Annotated in this window: 18 protein-coding genes; 14 read left to right on the forward strand and 4 right to left on the reverse strand. The window is 46.3% G+C overall.

Features of this window, described 5'->3' with window-relative positions:
* Positions 1-31: 31 nt before the first annotated feature.
* From ftsY to trmD, 8 genes are all read left to right on the forward strand, one after another.
* Complete coding sequence (gene ftsY / locus ACFQZR_RS04180) at positions 32-1045, forward strand: signal recognition particle-docking protein FtsY (RefSeq protein ID WP_018757774.1); 1014 nt, start codon at positions 32-34, stop codon at positions 1043-1045.
* Between the two features lie 69 nt (positions 1046-1114).
* On the forward strand, positions 1115-1762 hold the full coding sequence (gene trhA, locus ACFQZR_RS04185; RefSeq protein WP_018757775.1) for a PAQR family membrane homeostasis protein TrhA: 648 nt from the start codon (positions 1115-1117) through the stop codon (positions 1760-1762).
* A 113-nt stretch (positions 1763-1875) separates the two neighbouring features.
* Positions 1876-2229: a YlxM family DNA-binding protein gene (gene ylxM, locus ACFQZR_RS04190; protein WP_026263997.1), complete on the forward strand. Its 354-nt coding sequence runs from the start codon at positions 1876-1878 to the stop codon at positions 2227-2229.
* 26 nt (positions 2230-2255) lie between these two features.
* The gene (ffh, locus tag ACFQZR_RS04195) at positions 2256-3635 is read left to right on the forward strand and encodes a signal recognition particle protein (RefSeq protein ID WP_379343136.1); all 1380 of its coding nucleotides are present in this window, start codon (positions 2256-2258) and stop codon (positions 3633-3635) included.
* A 44-nt stretch (positions 3636-3679) separates the two neighbouring features.
* Positions 3680-3952 (forward strand): 30S ribosomal protein S16, encoded by a 273-nt coding sequence (gene rpsP / locus ACFQZR_RS04200; protein ID WP_018757778.1) that lies wholly within the window; start codon positions 3680-3682, stop codon positions 3950-3952.
* Positions 3953-3975: 23 nt separating this feature from the next.
* Positions 3976-4206 (forward strand): KH domain-containing protein, encoded by a 231-nt coding sequence (locus tag ACFQZR_RS04205; protein WP_018757779.1) that lies wholly within the window; start codon positions 3976-3978, stop codon positions 4204-4206.
* A 117-nt stretch (positions 4207-4323) separates the two neighbouring features.
* Positions 4324-4842, forward strand: coding sequence for a ribosome maturation factor RimM (gene rimM, locus ACFQZR_RS04210; protein ID WP_379343139.1), 519 nt, complete (start codon positions 4324-4326; stop codon positions 4840-4842).
* Position 4843: 1 nt separating this feature from the next.
* On the forward strand, positions 4844-5581 hold the full coding sequence (gene trmD / locus ACFQZR_RS04215) for a tRNA (guanosine(37)-N1)-methyltransferase TrmD (protein ID WP_379343141.1): 738 nt from the start codon (positions 4844-4846) through the stop codon (positions 5579-5581).
* A 170-nt stretch (positions 5582-5751) separates the two neighbouring features.
* On the opposite strand, the gene ACFQZR_RS04220 is transcribed toward trmD, so the two are convergent.
* The 4 genes from ACFQZR_RS04220 to ACFQZR_RS04235 form a co-directional block, all read right to left on the reverse strand.
* Positions 5752-7635 carry an Ig-like domain-containing protein gene (locus tag ACFQZR_RS04220; RefSeq protein WP_379343143.1) on the reverse strand — a complete coding sequence of 628 codons (1884 nt, stop codon included), beginning with the start codon at positions 7633-7635 and terminating at the stop codon, positions 5752-5754.
* A gap of 13 nt (positions 7636-7648) precedes the next feature.
* Positions 7649-9760 carry a hypothetical protein gene (locus ACFQZR_RS04225; protein WP_379343145.1) on the reverse strand — a complete coding sequence of 704 codons (2112 nt, stop codon included), beginning with the start codon at positions 9758-9760 and terminating at the stop codon, positions 7649-7651.
* 38 nt (positions 9761-9798) lie between these two features.
* On the reverse strand, positions 9799-10182 hold the full coding sequence (locus ACFQZR_RS04230; RefSeq protein WP_379343147.1) for a RidA family protein: 384 nt from the start codon (positions 10180-10182) through the stop codon (positions 9799-9801).
* 119 nt (positions 10183-10301) lie between these two features.
* Positions 10302-11672: an extracellular solute-binding protein gene (locus ACFQZR_RS04235; RefSeq protein WP_379343149.1), complete on the reverse strand. Its 1371-nt coding sequence runs from the start codon at positions 11670-11672 to the stop codon at positions 10302-10304.
* A gap of 374 nt (positions 11673-12046) precedes the next feature.
* Here ACFQZR_RS04235 and ACFQZR_RS04240 point away from each other — a divergent pair, with 374 nt between their 5' ends.
* Genes ACFQZR_RS04240 through ACFQZR_RS04265 form a run of 6 tightly spaced genes read left to right on the forward strand, consistent with a single transcriptional unit; the run spans position 12047 to position 22338 of the window.
* A complete protein-coding gene (locus ACFQZR_RS04240) occupies positions 12047-13174 on the forward strand; it encodes an ABC transporter ATP-binding protein (protein ID WP_379343151.1) in 1128 nt (375 codons plus the stop codon).
* Complete coding sequence (locus ACFQZR_RS04245; protein ID WP_379343153.1) at positions 13174-16173, forward strand: extracellular solute-binding protein; 3000 nt, start codon at positions 13174-13176, stop codon at positions 16171-16173. Before ACFQZR_RS04240 ends, ACFQZR_RS04245 begins: the two co-directional genes overlap by 1 nt.
* The gene (locus tag ACFQZR_RS04250; protein ID WP_379343156.1) at positions 16170-17168 is read left to right on the forward strand and encodes a carbohydrate ABC transporter permease; all 999 of its coding nucleotides are present in this window, start codon (positions 16170-16172) and stop codon (positions 17166-17168) included. Before ACFQZR_RS04245 ends, ACFQZR_RS04250 begins: the two co-directional genes overlap by 4 nt.
* Positions 17169-18026, forward strand: coding sequence for a carbohydrate ABC transporter permease (locus ACFQZR_RS04255; RefSeq protein WP_379343158.1), 858 nt, complete (start codon positions 17169-17171; stop codon positions 18024-18026).
* An 18-nt stretch (positions 18027-18044) separates the two neighbouring features.
* Positions 18045-20072 (forward strand): YIP1 family protein, encoded by a 2028-nt coding sequence (locus tag ACFQZR_RS04260; protein WP_379343160.1) that lies wholly within the window; start codon positions 18045-18047, stop codon positions 20070-20072.
* The gene (locus ACFQZR_RS04265; RefSeq protein ID WP_379343162.1) at positions 20065-22338 is read left to right on the forward strand and encodes a DUF5696 domain-containing protein; all 2274 of its coding nucleotides are present in this window, start codon (positions 20065-20067) and stop codon (positions 22336-22338) included. Before ACFQZR_RS04260 ends, ACFQZR_RS04265 begins: the two co-directional genes overlap by 8 nt.

Here is a 22338-nt window from a genome sequence, read left to right on the forward strand (position 1 = left end):
AGCAACTTGTTAATTCGTATGGAGGGGTACCATGAGCTTTTTTAAAAAGTTAAAAGAGAGCATTTCTAAGAAAACCGAAGCGGTTACCAACGTGTTCAAGGACGGCTTAAGCAAGACGCGTACAGCGCTTGTGGAGAAGGTACAGGACCTCATTACACGTCGTAAGAAAATCGACGAGGAATTCTATGAAGAGCTAGAAGAAATTCTTATTGGTGCGGACGTAGGCGTGAATACGGTTATGAAATTGATTGATGACCTGCGTCGCGAAGTGCGTCAACGTAAAATTGAAGATGCTGCGGAATTGCAGCCTGTTCTCTCGGAGAAACTGATTGGGCTTCTACGCAGCGATGAGAATGTTAGTATCAAGATGAATCCGGACGGGATTACTGTTATTCTGTTCGTGGGTGTTAATGGTGTAGGGAAAACGACGACAATCGGTAAGCTCGCGCATCGCTTCAAGCAGCAAGGCAAGAAAGTTCTTCTCGCAGCAGGCGACACATTCCGTGCCGGTGCGATTGAACAGCTTGAGGTATGGGGGCAGCGCGTAGGCGTGGATGTGATCAAGCAGCAATCCGGTGCTGACCCTGCGGCGGTCATGTTCGATGCGGTTCAAGCCGCGAAACAGCGTAATGTTGACGTATTGCTCTGTGATACGGCGGGTCGTCTGCAGAACAAATCCAACCTCATGGATGAATTGAATAAAATTTACCGTGTTATTCAGCGTGAAATTCCAGGTGCGCCGCACGAAGTTTTGATGGTACTCGATGCGACAACAGGTCAGAATGCGCTTAGCCAAGCGAAGCTATTCGGTGAGAAGAGCGGCGTGACAGGTCTTGTTCTGACGAAGCTCGATGGAACAGCCAAAGGCGGGATCGTGATTGCAATCCGTCAAGAACTGAATCTGCCTGTGAAATATATTGGTCTCGGAGAGAAGATGGACGATCTGCAAGAATTCGATTCAGAGCAATTCGTTCATGCGCTGTTCGCTGGTCTAATTCAAGAGGCGGAAGCAGCCGAAGGTGCGGAAGAAGAGCAGCAGGGTTAATTATCTCACTGTCACTACTCGCCCATTCGGCGTATATTGAACCAAACAAATTTTGAAAGGAAGTGCAGTATGGCAGATACTTACACGTACTCCAGACGGGAAGAAGTAGCGAATGCCATTACGCACGGGATAGGAGCATTTCTAAGTATTGCGGCTTTAGCGCTATTAATCGCTTTTTCAAGCCTCTTTGGTACCGCGTGGCATGTCGTGAGCTTTACGATCTACGGCATCACGATGATGCTGCTCTATGCTTCGTCGACACTCGTGCATAGTTTTCCGGAGGGTAAGGTCAAGGATCTGTTCGAGATTTTCGATCATGCCTCGATTTACTTGTTCATTGCAGGAACCTATACACCGTTTTTGTTCGTCATAGTACGAGGAAGCTTAGGCTGGACGTTGTTCGGGATTATATGGGGCATTGCGATTTCAGGTGTGGTATTTAAGGCCTTCTTTACGAAGAAGTTCCTGTTCCTTTCTACGTTGTTCTATATCGCGATGGGCTGGTTAATTGTTCTCGCTTGGAATCCTTTGGTCGAGACACTGCCTACCGGAGGGATTGTCCTTCTGATCGTAGGTGGGATCTTATATACACTAGGAACGATCTTCTATGTATGGCGCGGCTTTCCGTATCATCATGCGATCTGGCATCTGTTCGTACTCGCAGGATCTGCGGCGCATTTCTTCGCGATTTTGCTCTATGTTTTGCCGATTAGATAATTTTCTGAAGATGTTAAGGTTTATGCCTTGACATCTTCTTTTATTTTGGGTAAGATAAGTCATGTTGAATTGCTGTAAAGGACTTTTCCTTGACGGAGGGAGTGGCTGAAGGCGTGAAAGAGGAGAATATGCTCGACAAGACGAATCGGGTGAATCTACTGTTTGCCTTTTATGAGCCGCTGCTAACGGAGAAACAGCAGACATTCCTGAAATGTTATTTTCATGATGATTTCTCACTTGGAGAGATCGCTGCGGAATTTAGTATAAGCCGGCAGGCTGTATATGAGCACATCAAACGGGCGGAACAAGTTCTCGAGAATTACGAAGTGAAGCTTGGACTTGTGCGCAAATACGAAATGCGTCATACTTATATGGAACAATTAAGCGAAGTACTTAAATATATACCTCAGGAACATCAAGAACAGGCGAGACTAACACTTGAGAATTTACAGAACATGGACGCATGATAAATCAAGGACGGAGGTGACGGAGATTGGCATTTGAAGGATTAACGAATCGACTTTCCAGCGTGTTTAGTAAGCTGCGCGGCAAAGGGAAAGTAACCGAAGAAGATGTAATCGAAGCGATGCGCGAAGTTCGACTCGCACTTCTGGAAGCGGACGTGAACTTTAAGGTCGTGAAGGACTTTATCGCGAAAGTCAAAGAGCGTGCCCTAGGTCAAGAAGTAGAGAAGAGCTTCACGCCAGGCATGGTCATTATCGACATCGTTAACAAAGAGTTAACGGATCTTATGGGCGGAACGAATGCAAAGCTCGCGAAGTCGAACAAACCGCCGACCGTCATTATGATGGCGGGTCTGCAAGGGGCCGGTAAGACGACGACCAGCGGTAAGTTGGCGAAGTTGCTCCTGAAGCAGAACCACAAGCCGCTATTGGTGGCAGGCGATATTTATCGTCCCGCAGCGATCAAGCAGTTGCAGGTGCTCGGCGAACAGATTAAGGTTCCTGTCTTCACGCTTGGAGATCAGACAAGCCCGGTTGAAATTGCACGTCAAGCTCTCCAACATGCGAAGGACAATGGACATGATTATCTGATTATCGATACGGCGGGTCGCTTGCATATCGATGAGCAGCTGATGGAAGAGTTGAAGCAAATTCATGCCACAGTGAAGCCGGACGAAGTCTTGCTCGTCGTCGATGCGATGACAGGTCAAGATGCGGTTAATGTCGCAGATAGCTTTAATAAGCAGCTTGAACTTACAGGTGTCGTTCTGACGAAGCTCGATGGTGATACTCGCGGTGGTGCGGCGATTTCGGTTAAGGCTGTAACAGGTTGCCCAATCAAGTTTGCAGCACTAGGTGAGAAGATTGATGCACTCGAGCCATTCCATCCGGAACGTATGGCTTCCCGTATCCTCGGCATGGGGGATATGTTATCCCTGATCGAGAAAGCTCAATCCAACATTGATGCAGAGAAAGCGAAAGAAATGGAACGGAAAATGCGTGATGCATCCTTTACGTTCGATGATTTCTTGGAGCAAATGCAGCAAGTGAAGAAGATGGGTCCTCTGGATCAGATTCTTGATATGATTCCAGGTATGGGCAAAGTGAAACAAATGAAAGACATCAAAGTCGACGAGAAGCAAATGGGCCGTATCGAAGCGATTGTGCATTCGATGACCGCGAGAGAGCGGAATGAGCCGGATTTGATCAATCATAGCCGTCGTAAGCGGATTGCAGCAGGCAGCGGGTCGACATTAACCGATGTCAACCGATTGATTAAGCAATTCGATGATATGCGTCGTATGATGAAGCAGTTCTCCGATATGATGGGCGGCGGCGGTAAAGGCGCCAAAATGATGAAGAACTTAAAGAAGCAAGCCGGAAAAGGCGGTATGAGACCATTTCGTTAATGGTTCAATATAGACTTGTTAATTAATTGAGGGAGGTGAATTTCGTGGCAGTTCGTATTCGTCTAAAACGCATGGGTGCTCATAAAGCTCCTTCTTATCGTGTTGTTGTTTCTGACTCTCGTTCTCCTCGTGATGGTCGTTTTATCGAGGAAATCGGTTTCTACAACCCAGTTGCTCAACCAGCAGTTGTGAACATCGATGAAGAAAAAGCACTAAAATGGCTTCAAACGGGCGCTCAAGCTTCCGATACTGTTCGCAACTTGCTTAGCAAGGCGGGCGTAATGACTAAGTTCCATGAGCTTAAGCAATCGAAATAAGCTGTTGATTCGGAGGGAATCGTATGGAAGATTTAGTAAAAGTTATTGCTAAGGCTTTAGTCGACCATCCGGAGGATGTTCACGTTGAAGTTGTGGAGAAAGAGCATGTCATTGTCTATGAATTAACCGTTAATCCTGACGATGTTGGGAAGGTCATTGGTAAACAAGGACGGATCGCCAAAGCACTTCGTACGGTTGTAACATCTGCAGCAGTGAAAGTCAGTAAACGGGTAACCGTTGACATCGTATCTTAAGTGATCAGAGAAGGGGTTGGGATGAATATCCCAGCCTCTTTTTCATATCGAACGATGAGGTTGCACATGATAAGAGCAGCCTTTTACATAGATCAAGATATATTCTAGGAGGTTCTTATGTCGGAACAATTATATACTGTAGGTAAAATTGTCAATACACATGGGATTCGTGGCGAACTTAAAATCGTGCCACAGACCGACTTTCCCGATGAGCGTTTTCAACCGAAAAGCAAGCTGTTCTTCCAACACCCAGAGACGCTGCAAGCAATCCCAGTCGTTGTAGAAAGCTCCAGGTTGCAGAAGAATGTATATGTATTGAAATTCGCGGGATTCGGCAATATCAACGATGTCGAGAAGTACAAAGGATGGCTGCTGAAAATTGCAGATTCCGAGCGTAGAGCCTTGGATGAAGATGAATACTATTATAGCGATATCATCGGATGTCAGGTCATAACAGACGAAGGTGAAGAACTTGGTGTGATTCATGAAATTCTGAGTCCTGGCGCGAATGATGTGTGGGTTGTGAAGCGGAATAAAGGGGATGATGTTCTGCTGCCGGTTATTGACGATGTCATTCTGGATATCAATGTTCAGGAGAAGATCATTAAGGTTCATGTGATGGAAGGGTTAATATAGTATGCGAATGGATGTTCTTACCTTATTTCCGGAGATGTTCGAAGGGGTTTTCAATAGCAGTATTTTAGGAAAAGCCCAGGAGAAAGGAATCGTGCAGCTTCGCGCACACAACTTCCGTGAACACGCCAACAATAAACATAATACGGTCGATGACTACCCATACGGTGGCGGTGGCGGGATGGTTCTCAAGGCTGAGCCGATTTTCTCAGCGGTGGAGTCCTTGATCGAAGAAGATGCCCCGAAACCGCGTGTCATTCTGATGTGCCCTCAAGGGGAACGCTATACACAGGCGAAGGCTGAAGAGCTTGCCAAGGAAGAGCATCTCATCTTTATTTGCGGACATTACGAAGGTTATGACGAGCGGATTCGAGAATTCTTGGTGACCGATGAGCTGTCTGTCGGAGATTATGTTCTAACCGGCGGTGAGCTGCCGGCGATGACGATTATCGATAGCGTTGCACGGCTCTTGCCAGGTGTTCTTGGGAATGAGACTTCAGCGGTAACTGATTCCTTCAGCACGGGGCTTCTGGAATATCCGCATTATACGCGACCAGCCGATTTTCGGGGGATGAAAGTTCCGGACATCTTGTTATCAGGTCACCATGCGAATGTGGAAGCGTGGCGTAAGCAGCAATCGTTGCGCCGGACGTTAGAGCGGCGGCCTGATCTGCTTGAGCATGTGGAGTTAAATAAGAAAGAAAAGAAATGGCTACAAGACATATTGAATGAACAGACTTAACGCGAAAATCAAATATTATTCGATGAACACCTTTCAGCTTCTAGTCTGGAAGGTGTTTTTTTTGCAGCTTCGAAAAAAAAATGTCGCAGAATTGACGATTTATCAGTCAATTCTGCGACATTCGTAGGTACATATCACGATTTTTCTGCCATTATTCGCTCTTCAAGAATTTAGTTGCCTTTTGGTACTGTTACCGTTGCGCTGACCGATGAGCTCAGTCCCGCATGATCAAATACCGTATACGTTACTGTATATACACGGCCAGTTCCGCGACCTGATCGTTCAGCGCGCAGCTTAAAAGAAGTGTCAGGCGTTCCGTACGCAGCATCTTGAATATCGTTACTAGTATTTCCATCACCCAAGCTATTATCGTCCTCATTGCTCGTGATCGAGGTCAGCTCGAAAGATGAGATACCTGAAATACGATCGCTTATCGTTAATGTAGCTTCAATAGGCACCATACTATGATTCGGATGCGGCAATACTGTTTTGTCTAAGGTTAATGCTACCGTCGGAGGAGTTTTATCGATTTTGAGCTGGATCGATCGCGGTTTCTCTACATTACCGGCGTTATCCATGCCACGGTATTCTACAACATGAATGCCTTCCTCAGCAATGGTGAAGGGAACACTATACACGAGCCAATCACCGTTATTGATGCGATATTCCGTTCTGTTCATGTCTATCACATCACTGTAAGTTGACATTGTTACAGTGACATCTGAAGTATACCATCCAATGCTTCCATTCGGCGATGGCGGGTCCAGGGCAACCGTCGTCATGGGGCCTGACGTGATCGTCAAATCGATCGTCGAGGTCGTCGTATCTCCAACTGGATCGGTGACGATGACCTGGAATTGATCTCTGCCCGTATAGTCTTGATTCGGTGTATACGTCCAATTGCCATCGGCGCTCACGTTAACCGCACCGTGAGCAGGAGCGGCGCCTAAAGAATAGGTTAATGGATCTCCATCCGGATCTGTTCCCACAACGATGCCGCTGACCGGTGTATTCACCAAAGTGGTATATGTTGCATCGGTTACTGTTGGTGGCTCGTTCTCACGGAACAGCAAGCCTTGGATATACGATTCTCTCAGATCCTCAGCATTATAACGCAGTTCAAACCAACTATTTACATGCTGGTATAACACATCAATTTCTGCTGCATTCATATGGTCTAAATTCGGGATATTGCTGCCGTTCGCTCGACCCTGAGCAATTAATGGTTGAAGGTAACGATGATAGAAGTTATCATCATCAGAATCGCCATTAAGCCAGGTTGTGTCCAGCTGAGAAGCTGTCTCGTTAAATTTGTTCCAAGCTTTACGAATGATATTTTTCTGGATAGCCATTCGCTGTTCTTCAGTCGGTGCTTGGAAGTCGAGTGTGTTGAATCTTCCTACTTGGTGCACATGTCCTCCCCAAGTCGGAGAGAAGCCGGAGGGGGCCCAGCGAATCATGCTGAACATCCAGTCTTCGCCGTTCAACGGGATATGCTCATAGTAGGTCTCCCAAGGGATCATGACTACAGTGCCCCATCCCGTAGGGATTTCTTCATTCGTTACGGTGACGTTTCCTTTGAGCGGACGATTATTGCGATTCTCCGTCTGCCATTCGTAATACTCGATCGGGCTATCATTCGTAGGTACAATCATCTGATGGTAGGGGACACCGTCTAGCCCAGTCTGCAAGAAGAGCTCAATGGAACTGTTCTTCAATTCGCCGTTTGTTTCCCTTTCCGACTCGTTAGATTGGAAGAAAATATAAATTCCATCCTCATTGTACACGATATAGAATCCGGTATCGCGAGTACCGCCGGGCGCTATCGGATTTTCCACCCAATATTGGACAAACCGGTTTTCTTTATAATCTGGATTGTTGAAGAAACTGCTATTATACCAGTCCGATGGTGTAGCCAAATGTTCAGTCGTATATTTCACTTGGTATGCTAGTCTATTCACATCCTGCGCCGCGGCCACATTTGGCAAGCCTGAGATAACGGGTAACAACATGAGCATCAGCATTAGCAAGCATCGCAACGTTTTATTCGCCAAGGATATCTCCTCCTTATTCCGCATGGGCTAGGTTGAGCATCTTCATAATGTGTTGGATCATTTCGTATCGGATGAGATCCGAATTGGTCGAACGTTCATCGGTCTTTTCCAGCCAAGTCAAGGCTTTAGTTGCCGCTGCGATGCGAGTCACATTGCCCGAAGCAAGCGCATCTTGTGCGACCAGCTTGAGTTTGGTTGCATAACGGATATCGTCGATGCCTTCGCGGAAGCCTTCCCATGCCAGCGTATCGATTACATCTGTTCTCGTCGGATATACGAAGTTGAATCCGCGGAACGTAGCATCAATGTACTCGCTCCATGCGCTGACAATATCGCTATCGAAATACCAGATATAGTTGTAGGTTGCATCGTAATTCGCTTTATACAGCCACATGCCGTGACGCTGACGCATCAAATCCGGGTTCTCCGGTCCTGAATGCGGATGAGCGTAGTTCGTTATTAGTTTATCGCTGCCCAGAGCATGCCAAGCATCTGCTTTCTCAAGAGTTGGCTCCCCAGCCCAGTCTATGAATTCCTCCGTTGTCGGCAACTCCAGGTGGGTTGCATTCCCTGTCGCGAACACTTTCGCACCCACATCCTCCTTGATGTAATCCCAGAGAGGCTGCTGCCATAGCAATCGATTCCATTCTGCTTCATCCCACCCGTCAAAGTAGATGTTTGTATGGCCGACTGCAGCGGAGACGGCATCAAACGTCTGTCGTATGTAATCCTTCGCAGGTTCAAGCGTTGCCAAATATGCGTTGTACTTGCTCTCCATAGCTGTTCTATTCGCATCGGTCGGATTCGCTTCATAGGCTTTCTTCGCAATTAAATAACTGTTCCAAATGCTATAGTATTCATTTGACGTGAACGCAGGCCCTGCGCCAAAGAACGGATTCAAGTGCACACCGGCTTGCTTCATCAGCTCCACTTGACGGAGGAAGTTCTGCGGATGATTGACATCAAATGGAGAATGTGGCGGCAGGTTTACAACATTATGCTCCACCAAGTTGCGATAGTGGTTCAGCAGTGTCTGTTCTGCAAGCTGTGTATTTCCTTCGTTTCCTTTTAATTCATTCTTCAGCGTGGAGCCATGCATCATCATGACGTAGAAATCCTTGTTCAGGTCATAATTGGTCTTCGGATCGGGGAGCTCGAACGGCAGCACGTGGATCTTGAGCATCAATTGCCCAGCAGGGGCTCCGTTTGCCGTTATATCAATCGTTCCTGTGTATACTCCTTCCGGCGTACCGCCAGGCACTTTCGTCGTAACCCACATCTGTTTTGACTGGCCTTGCTTCAGAGTGATCGGCAGCAATACCGGGCTATCCTCAACCGGTTGTGTCCATCGATTGAAAAATTGAGGAGGGCTCCCAGATATATTTACATATTGCGACCCTGTCGGATAATCGACACGTAGGAAATTTTTCTTTTGCCCATCGTCCAGCTTGATCAGATTCTCATCATGCAGTAGAAGTTCGGGTACAAGCACGTCCTTGGTGTCGTCAAAGAAATAACTCTGCCAAGCGGTTCCGCCTTGATACCATGTCTTCACTACGTGCATGTCTATAGCGCTTGCTGGGATTGTGCTGCCGCTACTCCCTTGAAGGTCATTGATTGTAAAGGTAACAGAGCTTACATCGCTTAATGGAGCGAGCACGAACGAAGCGGCTTCGAATTCACCTTGCGCGGAGACAATCTTAAGTTGGTCGCTTACTTTACCGTCCTCAGGGAGGTTATCAGGGAGACGCATTTCTGGACTAAGCGCCTTTACCGAATACACGATAAAGGGGGAGTTAGCCCAGAGTTCAGCAGAACCGCTGGGATTCGTATCCTTCACCAGCTTTAAAGCGTATTTCAATGCTTTATCAGTTGTTAGGCCCTGCGCATAGGATATCTCCGAAGTTCCCAACACGGCATTCGCTTGATCGCGCACGCTTTCTAGAAATTGCTTCAATGGCACACGGCTTGTCGTTGCGATCAACGAATTGAGTTTGTTGACTTGCGCGGAAAGTTCGCTTCTCGACCCATTTTCACTAGATGCTTGAACCGTATGCGGTAACCCCGTCCATACCATTAGCAGCAAACAGACCGTGATAGCAGCCACGAAAAGGCGCTTTCGCATCAACTATTCCCTCCCATAAACCATATTTTTCGTCACGGTTAATTGTCCTTTTTCAGCATGGCAATCACATCAATCTCAACGAGTAGGTTAAAATTCAATTCACAATAAACGAGAGTACGCGCAGGAAATGGCTGGGGGAGCAGTCTAGCGTAGATTTGATTAAATGGCTCATAATGATTGCGGTCGGTTAAGAAGACATTGACTTTAACGATATCCTCCAAATTCAAGCATGATTGCGTTAGGATTCGTTCAATGTTACGAATCGTCGCGATGGTTTGGCCTTCAAGTTCATCCGACACAATTTCACCCGTTTCTGGATCCAAGCCGGCTTGACCTGATACAAACAGCAATGTATCAGATTGTGAAGTGTTTGAAAAAGGGGGGGCGTCTGTTCCGTATTTCGGTATATTTTCGTTCACCACGCATGTTCCTCTCCAATAATAAATCGATAATAGCGACGAGCTATAAAAGAGAAGGAAAGGCTGTTGATACACGCTCAACAGCCTCAAACCCTCTTGATGCTTCTATTTGTCGCAGGAACTTACCACCCTAGAGCCTTGCGGGCTGCAGCTGCATTTGTATTATATTTTTCAACGAATGGGATAATCTCGTTAAAGTCTCCGCCTTTTGCCAGCTTGGTTTGAATTCTTCCGAGAACACCATCCATTAAGTAACTGAACTCCGTAATCGCAGGGTCTCTTGAGAATACAGGCATATTCCCGTTCATCTTGATGGCTTCAACGTTTTTACCTTTCCACATCTCGACTTGATCATAATAGCTGTCTAATGCCGGAGTTCTTACAAATGCGCCGGAACCATTCTCGATCATGGTCTTCTGCGCTTCTTCACTGAACAAGAAACTGATATACATAAAGGCCTCTTCTTTATGCTTGGATCCTTTCGGAATGGCAATAGCTCCAGCTTGATGAACAGTAGCTTGCGTAACCTTTCCTTTCGGCATTGGAAGAACATCCCACTCGAATTTAGCGTTCTCTTTCAAGCCTGGCAAGTACCAGTCCGCTCCTATCATAAATAAGAAATTGCCCTTATAGAACGCTCCATCCTGATCAAAGCCTAATGATTTGGCTTCTTCTTGTGTAGGCTGGATATGCCATTTGGTTGTTAACTCTTGAACCCACTTCAAATCGGCTAGTACACCAGGCGAATTTGCTACACTTTGCGTCATATCCTCATTCATGAGACGATAGTTGGCAGCATTGCCATTCGCTATCGGCATAATTTGAGATAAGTCGCCACTTAAGCCGATTCCGCCCCATTCGTTGGCGCTTGGGTTCGTTGCTTTCTTAGCCATTTCGAGGAATTGATCGTAAGTCCAATCGTTCGAAGGCATTTCCTGACCGGATTTCTTTAGCAAATCTTTGTTCACAACGACCCACATCGGGATATCGGAGTATGGGATCGTATATTGCTTGCCGCCTGTTTGAAACGCTTCCAAAAATCCTGGAACCGTAGCTGCGTTCTTTATTCGTTCATCCTTCTCTACATAAGGCTTCAAGTCTTCCAATAGGTCACCGCTCATCCATTCAACTAAGCCGTTGTCCAGGAATACGAGATCAGATTCTTCGCCAGCGACAATGTTTTTAATGATCCCTCCGTTAATCTTCGTAATCGGCTCAATGGTGATCCATGGATACATCTCGTGGAATTTGTCAAACAATGCTTGGTTAGGACCTACAAACCAAGTGTGCAGCTTCAAGGTCACGGGATCTTTCTTCTCGGGTTCAGGCGTAGAGGTAGGAGCAGGGTCTGGCTGCTTTTCACCCGCTTTAGCAGGTTGATCTTTTGGTGTATCCGTTGCGGAATTGCCTCCGCCGGAACATGCTGTTAACACGAGAAAAAAAGTAAGTATGACCAGCAATGAACTCCGCAGCTTGCTATGACGTGATTTCATTCGAATTCCCCCTAAGTTATGAAATAGATTCAAGTACATGCAAAGCACTGGATTCTGTTTCCCTCTGGGATGCCTGAACATCATGGACGAAAGTTAAGTCCTAAGGCCTGTAATCCTCCTCCTTCTGCGTCATTGCAGTCTCGAATGCGGCAACTATATTATTCATAAGGTGGGATAACATGGAAGTAGTTCTTGAGACGATTTTATCATGATAGTTTTTCATGTCAACAAACTTTTTTCACGTATGCTAAAAAATATTTCGTTATATTCATGTACATGAAATGATTTTATATTTACGATAGTTATTTTATTTGCTATGATGATCCTAAATATGAAAAATGTTAATTTTTCTCAGTTCATGGGGGTATCGATCTATGGGGAACGTAGAGTTCAACCACGTGTATAAATACTATAAAGGTGAAAGTAATCCTTCTGTTCATGATTTTCACTTGACCGTTGAAGATGGGGAATTTCTCGTTATGGTTGGGCCTTCCGGATGCGGTAAGTCAACGACGCTGCGTATGTTAGCAGGCTTGGAGGACGTATCGAAAGGGGACATTTATATTGATGGGAAATTCATGAATTATGTATCTCCTAAAGATCGCGATATTGCCATGGTATTTCAGAATTATGCGCTATATCCGAACCTGACCGTATACGAAAATATGGCTTTGGGATTACAACTGCATAAGGTTGCAAAGCATGATATTGAACTACGAGTGAATCGGGCAGCAAGGATGCTTGAAATATCGGCATATTTAACAAAAAAGCCGAATCAATTGTCTGGCGGACAGAAGCAGAGGGTGGCACTTGGACGCGCACTTGTCAGAGAACCGAAAGTATTTTTGATGGATGAGCCGCTCTCAAATCTGGACGCCAAGCTCAGAACGCAGACTCGAATGGAAATCAGCAAGTTGCATAAGCAGTTGAACACTACGATGGTGTATGTGACGCATGATCAGACAGAAGCGATGACAATGGGTACGAGAATTGTCGTCATGAAGGATGGTAATATCCAACAAGTAGCCCCACCACAGCGATTGTATGACTCCCCAGACAACCTCTTTGTAGCTGGATTTATCGGCACCCCTCAGATGAACTTTCTTCAAGGAACGATTGCAACCCACGACGGCGAATATTTCTTCGAAAATAAAAGATTGAAGTTGAAAATACATGACTCCTACATACCGCATATCAAGGCAGCCAACAGCAAAATACGAGAGGTGATTCTGGGGATTCGGCCGGAATACGTTGCTTGTGAAGGCTGGGCTCTTGATGCCTACCCGGAATGGCAAACAACAGCAATCATCGACATGCTTGAGCCGATGGGCTCCAATACATTCTTATATGCAACGATAGGAAAAGATACGGTAATATCCCGTGCGGAACCTCATACTCCGATTCAAATAGGCGAGACCGTAAAGCTGGTGATCCGCATGGATAAGGCCCATCTGTTTGATCGTGAAAGCGGGGTATCCTTGGCGGTGCGGGGGGATCGTTGATGACGAAAATAAGAAGAAGCAGATGGCTTATCACATTAGGTATATTTCTAAGTTGTATTGTTCTCTTTTTTGTATGGCGATCATTGTCAGAGAAAACCGAGGTATTTCCAGCTATCAAGATGGAAGCGCTTTATAACATATTAAGCACTTCAGAGAGCAAGCAAATGTCCTATATTCAATGGAAAACTAGCGATGAATATAACAAGTTCAAGCCGATCCCTGAACACCAAGCCGAAATCGTCGTGCTGGCAAAGGATTTTTCAACTTCAGCGGAACAATCCAATATCAAAGTTCGCCATGATCCGGATAAAAATGCGCTAGTCGTAGATTGGAATGATCAAAGAGGTTGGCTGGAGTGGCAATTCAATGCTCCTGAGGACGGCTTGTATGATCTGACTATAGATTACATGCCGATAAAGGGAAGCTTCTCGCCAATCATTCGTGGAATTCAGGTGGATGGGAAATATCCATTTGCAGAGGCGGAGCGAATTAAGCTGGATCGAACGTGGCATGACAGTCAATATCCGTACGAACGCAACGCAATCGGCAATGAAATTCGGCCTGTTCAAGCAGAGGTGTTCGCATGGAGCTCAACTCGAGTCTCAGATTATTCAGTTTCTGCGGAACCATTGCGATGGGCTCTCAAGAAGGGAACTCATACGATCCGCATGGTCGGTGTCAAGGAACCTGTATCGATCTATTCACTGACATTGTCAGCGCCACAACTCATACCGAGTTATACCGAATATTTAGCTCAGAACGATGCTAGCGAAGCGCAGGAAGATTGGTTTCAAATTATAGAGGCGGAGCAGTTCAAACAGAAATCATCCGTCAGCATTCGAACGCTTAGCGTTGCCGAGCCGTTCGTTCAACCGGACCCGAAAGGACGATTAGTCTATAACGCGATTGGCGGAGATACATGGAAAGACGCGGGCGATACACTCGAATGGGAGATAACCGTTCCGCAAGCGGGACGCTATGCCATCGATACGAAATATTTTCAAGGCTACAATGGACATTCCAGTGTTTATCGTACGATAAAAATAGATGGCAAAGTACCTTTTCAAGAGATGCTGCATTATAAGTTCGAACCGAATACCGAGTTGAAGATCAAACCGCTGTCTGATGCGGTCGGGAATGCTTATCAATTTTATTTAACAGAAGGGACCCACCGACTAAGCATGACGGCAGATACTTCGCTCATTCGTCCTGCAATTCTGGCCTTATATGCATTGAATGAAAGAATGACAGATATAGAATGGGATATTCGCACGGTGTCAGGTAATTACGGCTTCGGTTCAGCGCAGAACATGGATGAGAGCCGCGTCTGGGAGATGGACCGATATGACCCGGAGATGGAATCCAAGCTGCAGTCGCTGCTCTCGGAAATGCGGACCGTTCGCGATTATATGAATTTCCTGAATCAAGCGGTAACGGATTCGACAACAGCGCTTAGTGCATCTATGAACCAGCTTGAAGAATTGATCGATGATGTGAACGATATACCGAATAACATAACCGTTTTTTCGGACATGAAATCTAGTATCAATACTTGGATCAAACCGATCGAGAGACAAAAGATTCAATTGGATTATCTAGTCGTCCGCAGCCCTAAGGCAGCCCCGGGATTGCGACTACCGAATGCATGGGATAAGACCGCTTATACGATGACGAACTTCTTCCGCACCTTCGTGCAACGTTACGACACCAACGAACCTCAAGACGACAAAACACTAACGATATGGGTACAGCGGGGTCGTGACTACTACGATTTACTCCAATTCATGATCGAGCAGGACTTTACACCTAAGACTGGAATCAAAGTGAGCCTTAATCTCATGCCTGACCAGAAGGTGCTGCTGATGAGTAGTAGCGCAGGTACACAACCAGATATTGCGCTTGGCGTAGGGATGGAGACACCGATAGATTTTGCTATGCGCGGAGCAGCGCAGGATCTGTCCCAATTTCCCAGCTTTGAAGATGTGAAGACCAGGTTTAACCCTGGTGTTATGCGCTCCTACACATTTGATGGGGGAACTTATGGATTGCCCGAAACGCAGAATATGAACATGATGTTTTATCGGACGGATCTTTTTGAGGAGCTTGGACTTCAGCCGCCGGATACGTGGGATGATGTACTGATCCTATTGCCGACCCTGCAGGAGCACGGGATGACGTTTATGTATCCGAAGCTGCCGCTTATTAACAGGCCGTTTATGCCGCAAAAGCCTGATTTTATCACAGCATTTAATCAGCAAGGAGTAGAGTTGTATACTTCAGATGGTTTAAAGCCCGATCTTGCGTCATCCGCCAGTGTAGCCGCATTTAAGCAATGGACGGATTGGTATACGAAGTACAACCTGCCAAGAGATGTACCGGTATTCTTTAATCACTTTCGCTCTGGAGACATACCAATTGGAGTCGATGATATCAGTACCTATATTCAGCTGACTGTGGCGGCGCCTGAGCTTGCGGGTCACTGGAAGATGCTGCCGATCCCGGGAGCAAAGCAGCCAGACGGCAAGGTCTCACGCTGGACTTCGCTCGGAACGACCTCGGCATTCATGATGAAGAAAAGCGATAAGCAAGAAGAGGCGTGGAAGTTCCTAGAGTGGTGGACATCGGATGAGACGCAAAGCCGATACGCGAGTGACATCGAATCGTTCGCAGGTATCGAATATCGGTGGCAAACGGCTAATCTTGCTGCGATGCAATCGGTGACTTGGCCGGAAGAAGACCTGTCGATGTTGAATGAGCAGCTGGCATGGGCCAAGAACATGCCGTTTGTACCAGGATATTATTTATTACCGCGTGAAATGGACTTTGCGTGGAACGAGGTTGTACTTAACGGCAAGCCTCCGAAAGAAGCATTGGAAAAAGCGCAGAAATCCTTAGATAGAGAGATGACTCGTAAACAGCTTGAATTCGGCACGACACATAAAGATGATCTGTCCATTACCCCATACGATCAGCCGTATAGAAGGGAGAGTAGGCCATGAATACAGCACCATTAGCACCATTGCCTCAAGATGGTGTATCCGAAATGGATAGAGTGAAGCCAACATCACCGCGATATAACCAACGCATCAGACAGTTTGCGAAGGAATGCTGGCAGAGCCGCATGTCGTATTTGTTTCTGGCGCCCTTCATGCTTTGTTTCTTGTGTTTTATCCTGATTCCGGTGTTCATTGCTGCATTTCTCAGCTTCACGAGCTTTAACGGCATTGAATTTCCGCGATTTATCGGCTTCAACAATTTTATTAACCTTCTGACACAAGATACGACATTTATGAAATATACGCTGCCCAATACGTTAAAGTTCGCGGTGATCGTCGGGCCTGGCGGCTATATTCTTTCCTTCCTATTTGCATGGTTGATCCATCAGCTTCCAAGCCGAATACGTGATGTGTTTACACTGGCTCTGTATGCTCCCTCCATGGTCGGGGGTGTTGCTCTATCGGTCATATGGATTGCCACCTTCAGCGGTGATCAGGTTGGGTATCTGAACAATTTTCTAATGAAAATCGGGTTTATTGATACGCCGCATCTCTGGCTGCAGGATCCTAAGTATTTAATGTGGGTCATGATCATCGTTTCGCTGTGGACCAGTATGGGAGTAGGCTTCTTGGCCATGCTAGGAGGCTTGCAAACCGTCAATACAGAGTTGTATGAAGCGGGCAGAATTGATGGCATTAAGAGCAGCCTGCAGGAGGTTTATTATATTACGATTCCATCGATGAAACCTCAGATGCTGTTCAGCGCTGTGATGGCGATCGTTGGTACGTTGAAGGCAGGCGCTATATCCACGCAGCTGACAGGACAAACGATTACGCCGCAATATGGAGGCCATTTGATCACGAATCATATTGATGATTATGCATTTCTACGATACGAATGGGGTTATGCCTCAGCTTTATCTGTTGTTCTGCTGATTCTGAGCTATGGATTGATGAAGCTTAGCTATGCCTTATTTAGAACGAAGGAGGACGAATAGGTGATACGCAAGATTCGCAAGCAAATGACCTTATCCCGTGTAGTTCTTATCGTCTTCTTAAGCTGCATTGCTGTATTCATGCTGCTGCCGATCATATTCTTGTTCAACAATGCGTTTAAGCCATTAAATGAACTGTTCTTGTTCCCGCCGACGATTTTCGTACAGCATCCGACGCTGCGTAATTTCGAACAATTGCTGCTGCATACCGCAGCAGGAGTTGTTCCGTTTTCCCGCTATTTGTTCAATAGCCTACTCATTTCCAGTATTACGCTTGCTGCGGTTGTGTTGGTCAGTACGATGGCCGGCTATGTGCTGTCGAAGCATCGGTTTCATTTTAAAAGACTGATCATGGCACTTATTATGATTTCGCTCATGTTTGTACCAGAAACAGTCATGATTCCGCGCTACCTTATGATGAGCGGCTTGAAGCTCACTGACACTTACTTTGCGCACATTTTGCCTTTCATCGCCGCTCCTGTAGCCGTGTTTCTCATGAAGCAGTTCATTGATCAGATTCCGGATGCCTTAGTGGAATCCGCCAAGCTGGATGGGGCAACGGATATGACGGTGTTCACACGAATTATTATTCCTCTTACGGCTCCTGCAGTAGCAACAGTATGTATTATTACGTTTCAAGCCGTTTTCTTGGATACCGAAACATCAATGAATTACATCACGAACGAGACGATGAAGACGATGGCCTATTATGTGACAGCGTTTACTACGAACGTCCCGGGTGTTGCAGCTGTTAGTATATCCGCGGCTGTAGGTCTGCTCATGTTCGTGCCGAACCTGATCCTCTTCCTGCTGTTTCAACGGAAAATGATCCAAACGATGCTGCATTCAGGCGTGAAATAAGATGGGGAGGGTGGCAAAATGAAACTTAAAATAAAAATCATGTTGTCTTTATGCTTGATGTGCTTGCTCTCCCCGATGATTGCAGCTGCACAAATCCCATATGATACCTTTTTCATCGATGTTCAAACAGGTCAAGCGATCATGACGCAGCCCTTGTATACGCCTGATAGAGTAATTGACGGTAACAGCATAGGAACGCAGCTTTCTGGACCTTCGGATATTTTTATTGCAAGCAATGATTACGTGTATATCGCGGATACAGGCAATAATCGCATCATAGAGCTTGATCCAACCGGCAAATATATCCGCAGCATCGGTGATCAGGATGGTTTAGGCAAATTGAATCAACCTGAAGGGGTGTTTGTCACTGATGATGGCACGATATACGCAGCAAATACGGGAGATCAAACGATCGTGAAGTACAACGCAGACGGGAAAGCAGCGCAAGTATTCGCGAAACCTGAATCTCATCTGCTGTTTAAAGAGTATCATTTTCTTCCGACCAAGTTAGTCGTCGATCAACGCGGCGTCATGTATATCGTGGTGAAGGATACGTATCAAGGTCTGTTTCGCATGAATGCCAAGGGAGAGTTTACGGGGTTCTTCGGAGCGAATAAGACTACGCTTTCCTGGATGGATCGATTTAAGCGCATGATCCTCTCAAAGGAACAATTAGACAAAGAGGCAGCGAAGCGTCCGAATCCAATCGTTAATACTACGGCTACTTCGGATCACTTTTTTCTGACAACCACGGTAGGTAAAGACGATGGACAGATCAAGAAGCTGAATGCCGGCGGCGCTGATGCGTTCAAGAACAAAGACTTGTGGGAAGATCAATTAGTCGATGTCGCCATCGATCATGACGGGTTCATGTACGGTATGGACCGTGAGTTCGGTATGATCAGTATTCATGAACCGAACGGGACAACGCTGGTTAACTTCAGTCAAGGCAATAAAAATGCGCGTCAGCTCGGCGTTACAAGCTTTCCAACCAGTATAGCCGTCAACAGCAGCAAGCAGCTATGGGTTGCAGATGCTGCATTAAATATGATTCAAGTTTTCAGCCGCACCAGCTTTGGCGATACCTTCCTAACGGCAACGAAGCTGTACTATGAAGGTGATTACGTAGCCAGCAAGCCTTACTGGGAAGAAGTGATTCGTGAGAACGGAATGCTGAATATTGCATATAACGGCTTAGGCAAAGCTGCTCTGCAGAGTGGCGATCATGCTGAAGCAATTGCCAACTTTAAGAAATCTCAGGATGCTCTCGGCTATTCCGATGCATTCTGGAATGTCCGTTATGATTGGCTGCAGAGACATTTAATACTTGCACTGGCGCTTGTCATTATTCTGGTGTTGGCTCTACGCTATGCCATTCGCAAATGGCGTCAATATACTCGTTCTCGAACATGGCCGAATCGATTGCAGCGATACGGCACAGAAGTGAAGGATGCTTTCTACTTGATCGTACACCCTTATGAAGGCTTCTATCGGCTTAAGGAACGCAATATTTCCTGGCTCGTCGTGATACTCATATTATTGATGGCAGCAGGTGTACATATCCTTTCCCTGTTCGCATCCGGCTTTGTCGTCAACCCATTCGATCTATCCAGAATCAATATTAAGCTCTCGATCGGAATCATGATTGTTCCGTGGGCTACATGGGTCGTGGCTAACTATCTCGTAAGCACAATTAAGGGTGGAGAAGGACGGTTTCGAGAAGTATTCCAAGCAAGTACGTATGCGCTCGTACCCTATATCGTCATGACAATTCCGATCATTGTTCTTACGAATATCATTGTTTTTGAGGAAATGATTGTGGTTGATCTGATGAAGCAAATGATGTGGATCTGGATAATCGTGCTGTTCTTTATCATGACCCAGGTTATCCATAACTTCGACTTCATGGAGACGTTGAAGATTGTTGTGATTACGCTGTTTACAGTAGCCGTGATTTGGATTTTCTTCACGATCATGGCGGGACTAACAATAAACTTGCTTGACTTTATCAAGCAGCTGTACCGGGAGGTGACCTTCAGTGGCTAATGTGGCTAAACGAATATGGCCGAACAGCATATCGCTGAGGTTCTTGATAGGGGTTGGGGCAGCCGTCTTCATCATTGCGATGAGCGTCATGATCGCGAGATGGGATCGGTTACCTAAGCTTGCGGAAATGAATATTGTGGCTCCGACACCTATGCCATTGAAGGTTCTGCAAGCCGAAGCGTGGATACCACAAGATGTGCAAGCAAATGGCTTTGCTAAGGCAGCGGATAATGAACGGTACACATTGCTGCTAGATCCGAAGACGAGTCAAATTGCTGTGCTAAACAAGGCGAACGGTTTTTTGTGGAGAAGTAATCCAGCTCAAGAAAGCATAGCAAAAGAAACGGTCAAAGGCACATTGCTTGAGAATCTTCAATCTCCATTTGTGATGGAATATGTATCAGAGGGGGATACGAGAAAGATTTTAACGAATGCGCTCGACACAAAGTTGAAGGCTAGCTATATCCGAATGGAAGCCGGCATTCAGGTTACCTATTCCTATGAGAAAGAAGGGCTATCGTTCGCCATTCAGTATCAATTAACGGATCATGGTCTCGCAGTGGCGGTGCCTGACGAAGGGATAAATGAAGCGGGCGAATTCAAAATGTATTCCCTAGATATTCTTCCATTCTTCGGAGCCGTATCGGGAACAGAAGAGGACGGATATCTGTTCGTACCAGATGGTCCAGGAGGACTCATTCATTATGATTATGAACGCCCAGAGGTCGTCAAAGGTTATGAATTCGCCATTTACGGTGATGATCCATCGAACCTGAAGGATCGCAACATGTTATCGGTGAAGCGGGAGGCGATCAGCTACCCGGTATACGGCTTAGTTCGCGGTGATCAAGCCTTTACGGCGATAGTCGAGGAAGGAAAGTTTGCAACGACCATTAAAGCCCTTCCGTCCGGTATTGTAGGATCCTACCACTCGCTGAGTGCCAGCTTCAAGTATCGGAACGAGTTCGGACGGAGGGTCAGCGGTTTAACGAGCGAAGTCGTGAACACCATCCAAAAGGAACGGATGAAGTCGGATCATCGTGTGTTATTCCGTTTTCTGTCCGGCAAGGATGCGAATTATGTGGGTATGGCGAAGACTTACCGCAGTTATATGCTGGAGAACGGCTTGCTAGGCGAAGCTATGCAGGCAATGAATGATATCCCGCTCCAGCTAGCCATTGTCGGTGGAGGAACTAAAGCTAGATTCGGCGGATACAGCTACGAATCAGCTACGACATTCGAGCAGGCTGGCATGATGATTGATGAGCTTATGCAGCAGGGCATTTCCAACATCAACGTGATGTATGAGGGCTGGCAAGACAGCGGACGCATGTATTCGGATCAACGTCTGCCCATTGTATCGGAGTTAGGTGGGTCTCAAGCGGCAAAGAACTTTATCAAGAAGATGAATGAGAACGGGATTCACGTGCTGTTCGAAGACTTCATCGGGTGGAAGGAAGAGAACTATTCCAGTTTCACGATGAAGTCGGACGGTGTCCGCAGCCTGGATACGACGGTGCTTCAAGAAAAGTTCGGCATGGCGGGGAATGAAAGTATATTTGGCAGCATGAAAACACGGTTCATCGTGAATCCGACTCTGGCGATCCGCAAGCAAAAGGAAGTTATCGATGCGCTGAAGGATATTGGCGTTAATGGAATACTCTACGCTGACGGGCCGGGCAATCTTGTCTATAGCGACTATCAGACGACAGCGCCGTTGACCAGAGCCGACACAGCTTATTATTATGAAGAACTGTTGAAATACACAAAGAATCAGCTTGGCTCGGTGAGTGTTCATCGAGGCCATGATTATGCACTAAGTCATTCCGATTATGTCGAGGATATTACTTCCTCTCCAAGCTATGATTTTATGGTTGATGAGACGGTGCCATTCTACCCGATGGTTATTCACGGCTCGGTTCCGTATTCGACTTCTCCCGCGAATTTGCGAGAGTCCTATGAGGATGACTTTTTAAGAGCCATTGAATATGGTGCCATTCCATCTTTCAAATTAACGTATTTGCCAAGCAGGGTGCTGAAAGGTACGGATTATGGATATGTATACAGCAGCGAGTTTGCCGTATGGAAGCAGCGGCTTGTTGATGAATACAACCAGTTCAATCAGCTGGCTTCGGTTTACAATCAGCCTATGATCAATCATGAAAAGTTATCTGATCACGTCTATAGAACGACCTACGAGGGTGGAACACAGGTCACGGTGGACTACAACACGAAACAATTCAAAGTGACCAAAGGGGGGGAGTAA

Source organism: Paenibacillus sp. GCM10027629 (genome assembly GCF_042676425.1).
Taxonomy (GTDB): Bacteria; Bacillota; Bacilli; order Paenibacillales; family Paenibacillaceae; genus Paenibacillus_K; species Paenibacillus_K terrigena.

What these genes read in the sequence shown, in the direction of transcription:
- ftsY (WP_018757774.1), top strand. Translation starts at nt 32, where the DNA reads ATGAGCTTTTTTAAAAAGTTAAAAGAGAGCATTTCTAAGAAAACCGAA.
- trhA (WP_018757775.1), top strand. Translation starts at nt 1,115, where the DNA reads ATGGCAGATACTTACACGTACTCCAGACGGGAAGAAGTAGCGAATGCC.
- ACFQZR_RS04205 (WP_018757779.1), top strand. Translation starts at nt 3,976, where the DNA reads ATGGAAGATTTAGTAAAAGTTATTGCTAAGGCTTTAGTCGACCATCCG.
- rimM (WP_379343139.1), top strand. Translation starts at nt 4,324, where the DNA reads ATGTCGGAACAATTATATACTGTAGGTAAAATTGTCAATACACATGGG.
- trmD (WP_379343141.1), top strand. Translation starts at nt 4,844, where the DNA reads ATGCGAATGGATGTTCTTACCTTATTTCCGGAGATGTTCGAAGGGGTT.
- ACFQZR_RS04225 (WP_379343145.1), bottom strand. Translation starts at nt 9,760, where the DNA reads ATGCGAAAGCGCCTTTTCGTGGCTGCTATCACGGTCTGTTTGCTGCTA.
- ACFQZR_RS04235 (WP_379343149.1), bottom strand. Translation starts at nt 11,672, where the DNA reads ATGAAATCACGTCATAGCAAGCTGCGGAGTTCATTGCTGGTCATACTT.
- ACFQZR_RS04240 (WP_379343151.1), top strand. Translation starts at nt 12,047, where the DNA reads ATGGGGAACGTAGAGTTCAACCACGTGTATAAATACTATAAAGGTGAA.
- ACFQZR_RS04245 (WP_379343153.1), top strand. Translation starts at nt 13,174, where the DNA reads ATGACGAAAATAAGAAGAAGCAGATGGCTTATCACATTAGGTATATTT.
- ACFQZR_RS04250 (WP_379343156.1), top strand. Translation starts at nt 16,170, where the DNA reads ATGAATACAGCACCATTAGCACCATTGCCTCAAGATGGTGTATCCGAA.
- ACFQZR_RS04260 (WP_379343160.1), top strand. Translation starts at nt 18,045, where the DNA reads ATGAAACTTAAAATAAAAATCATGTTGTCTTTATGCTTGATGTGCTTG.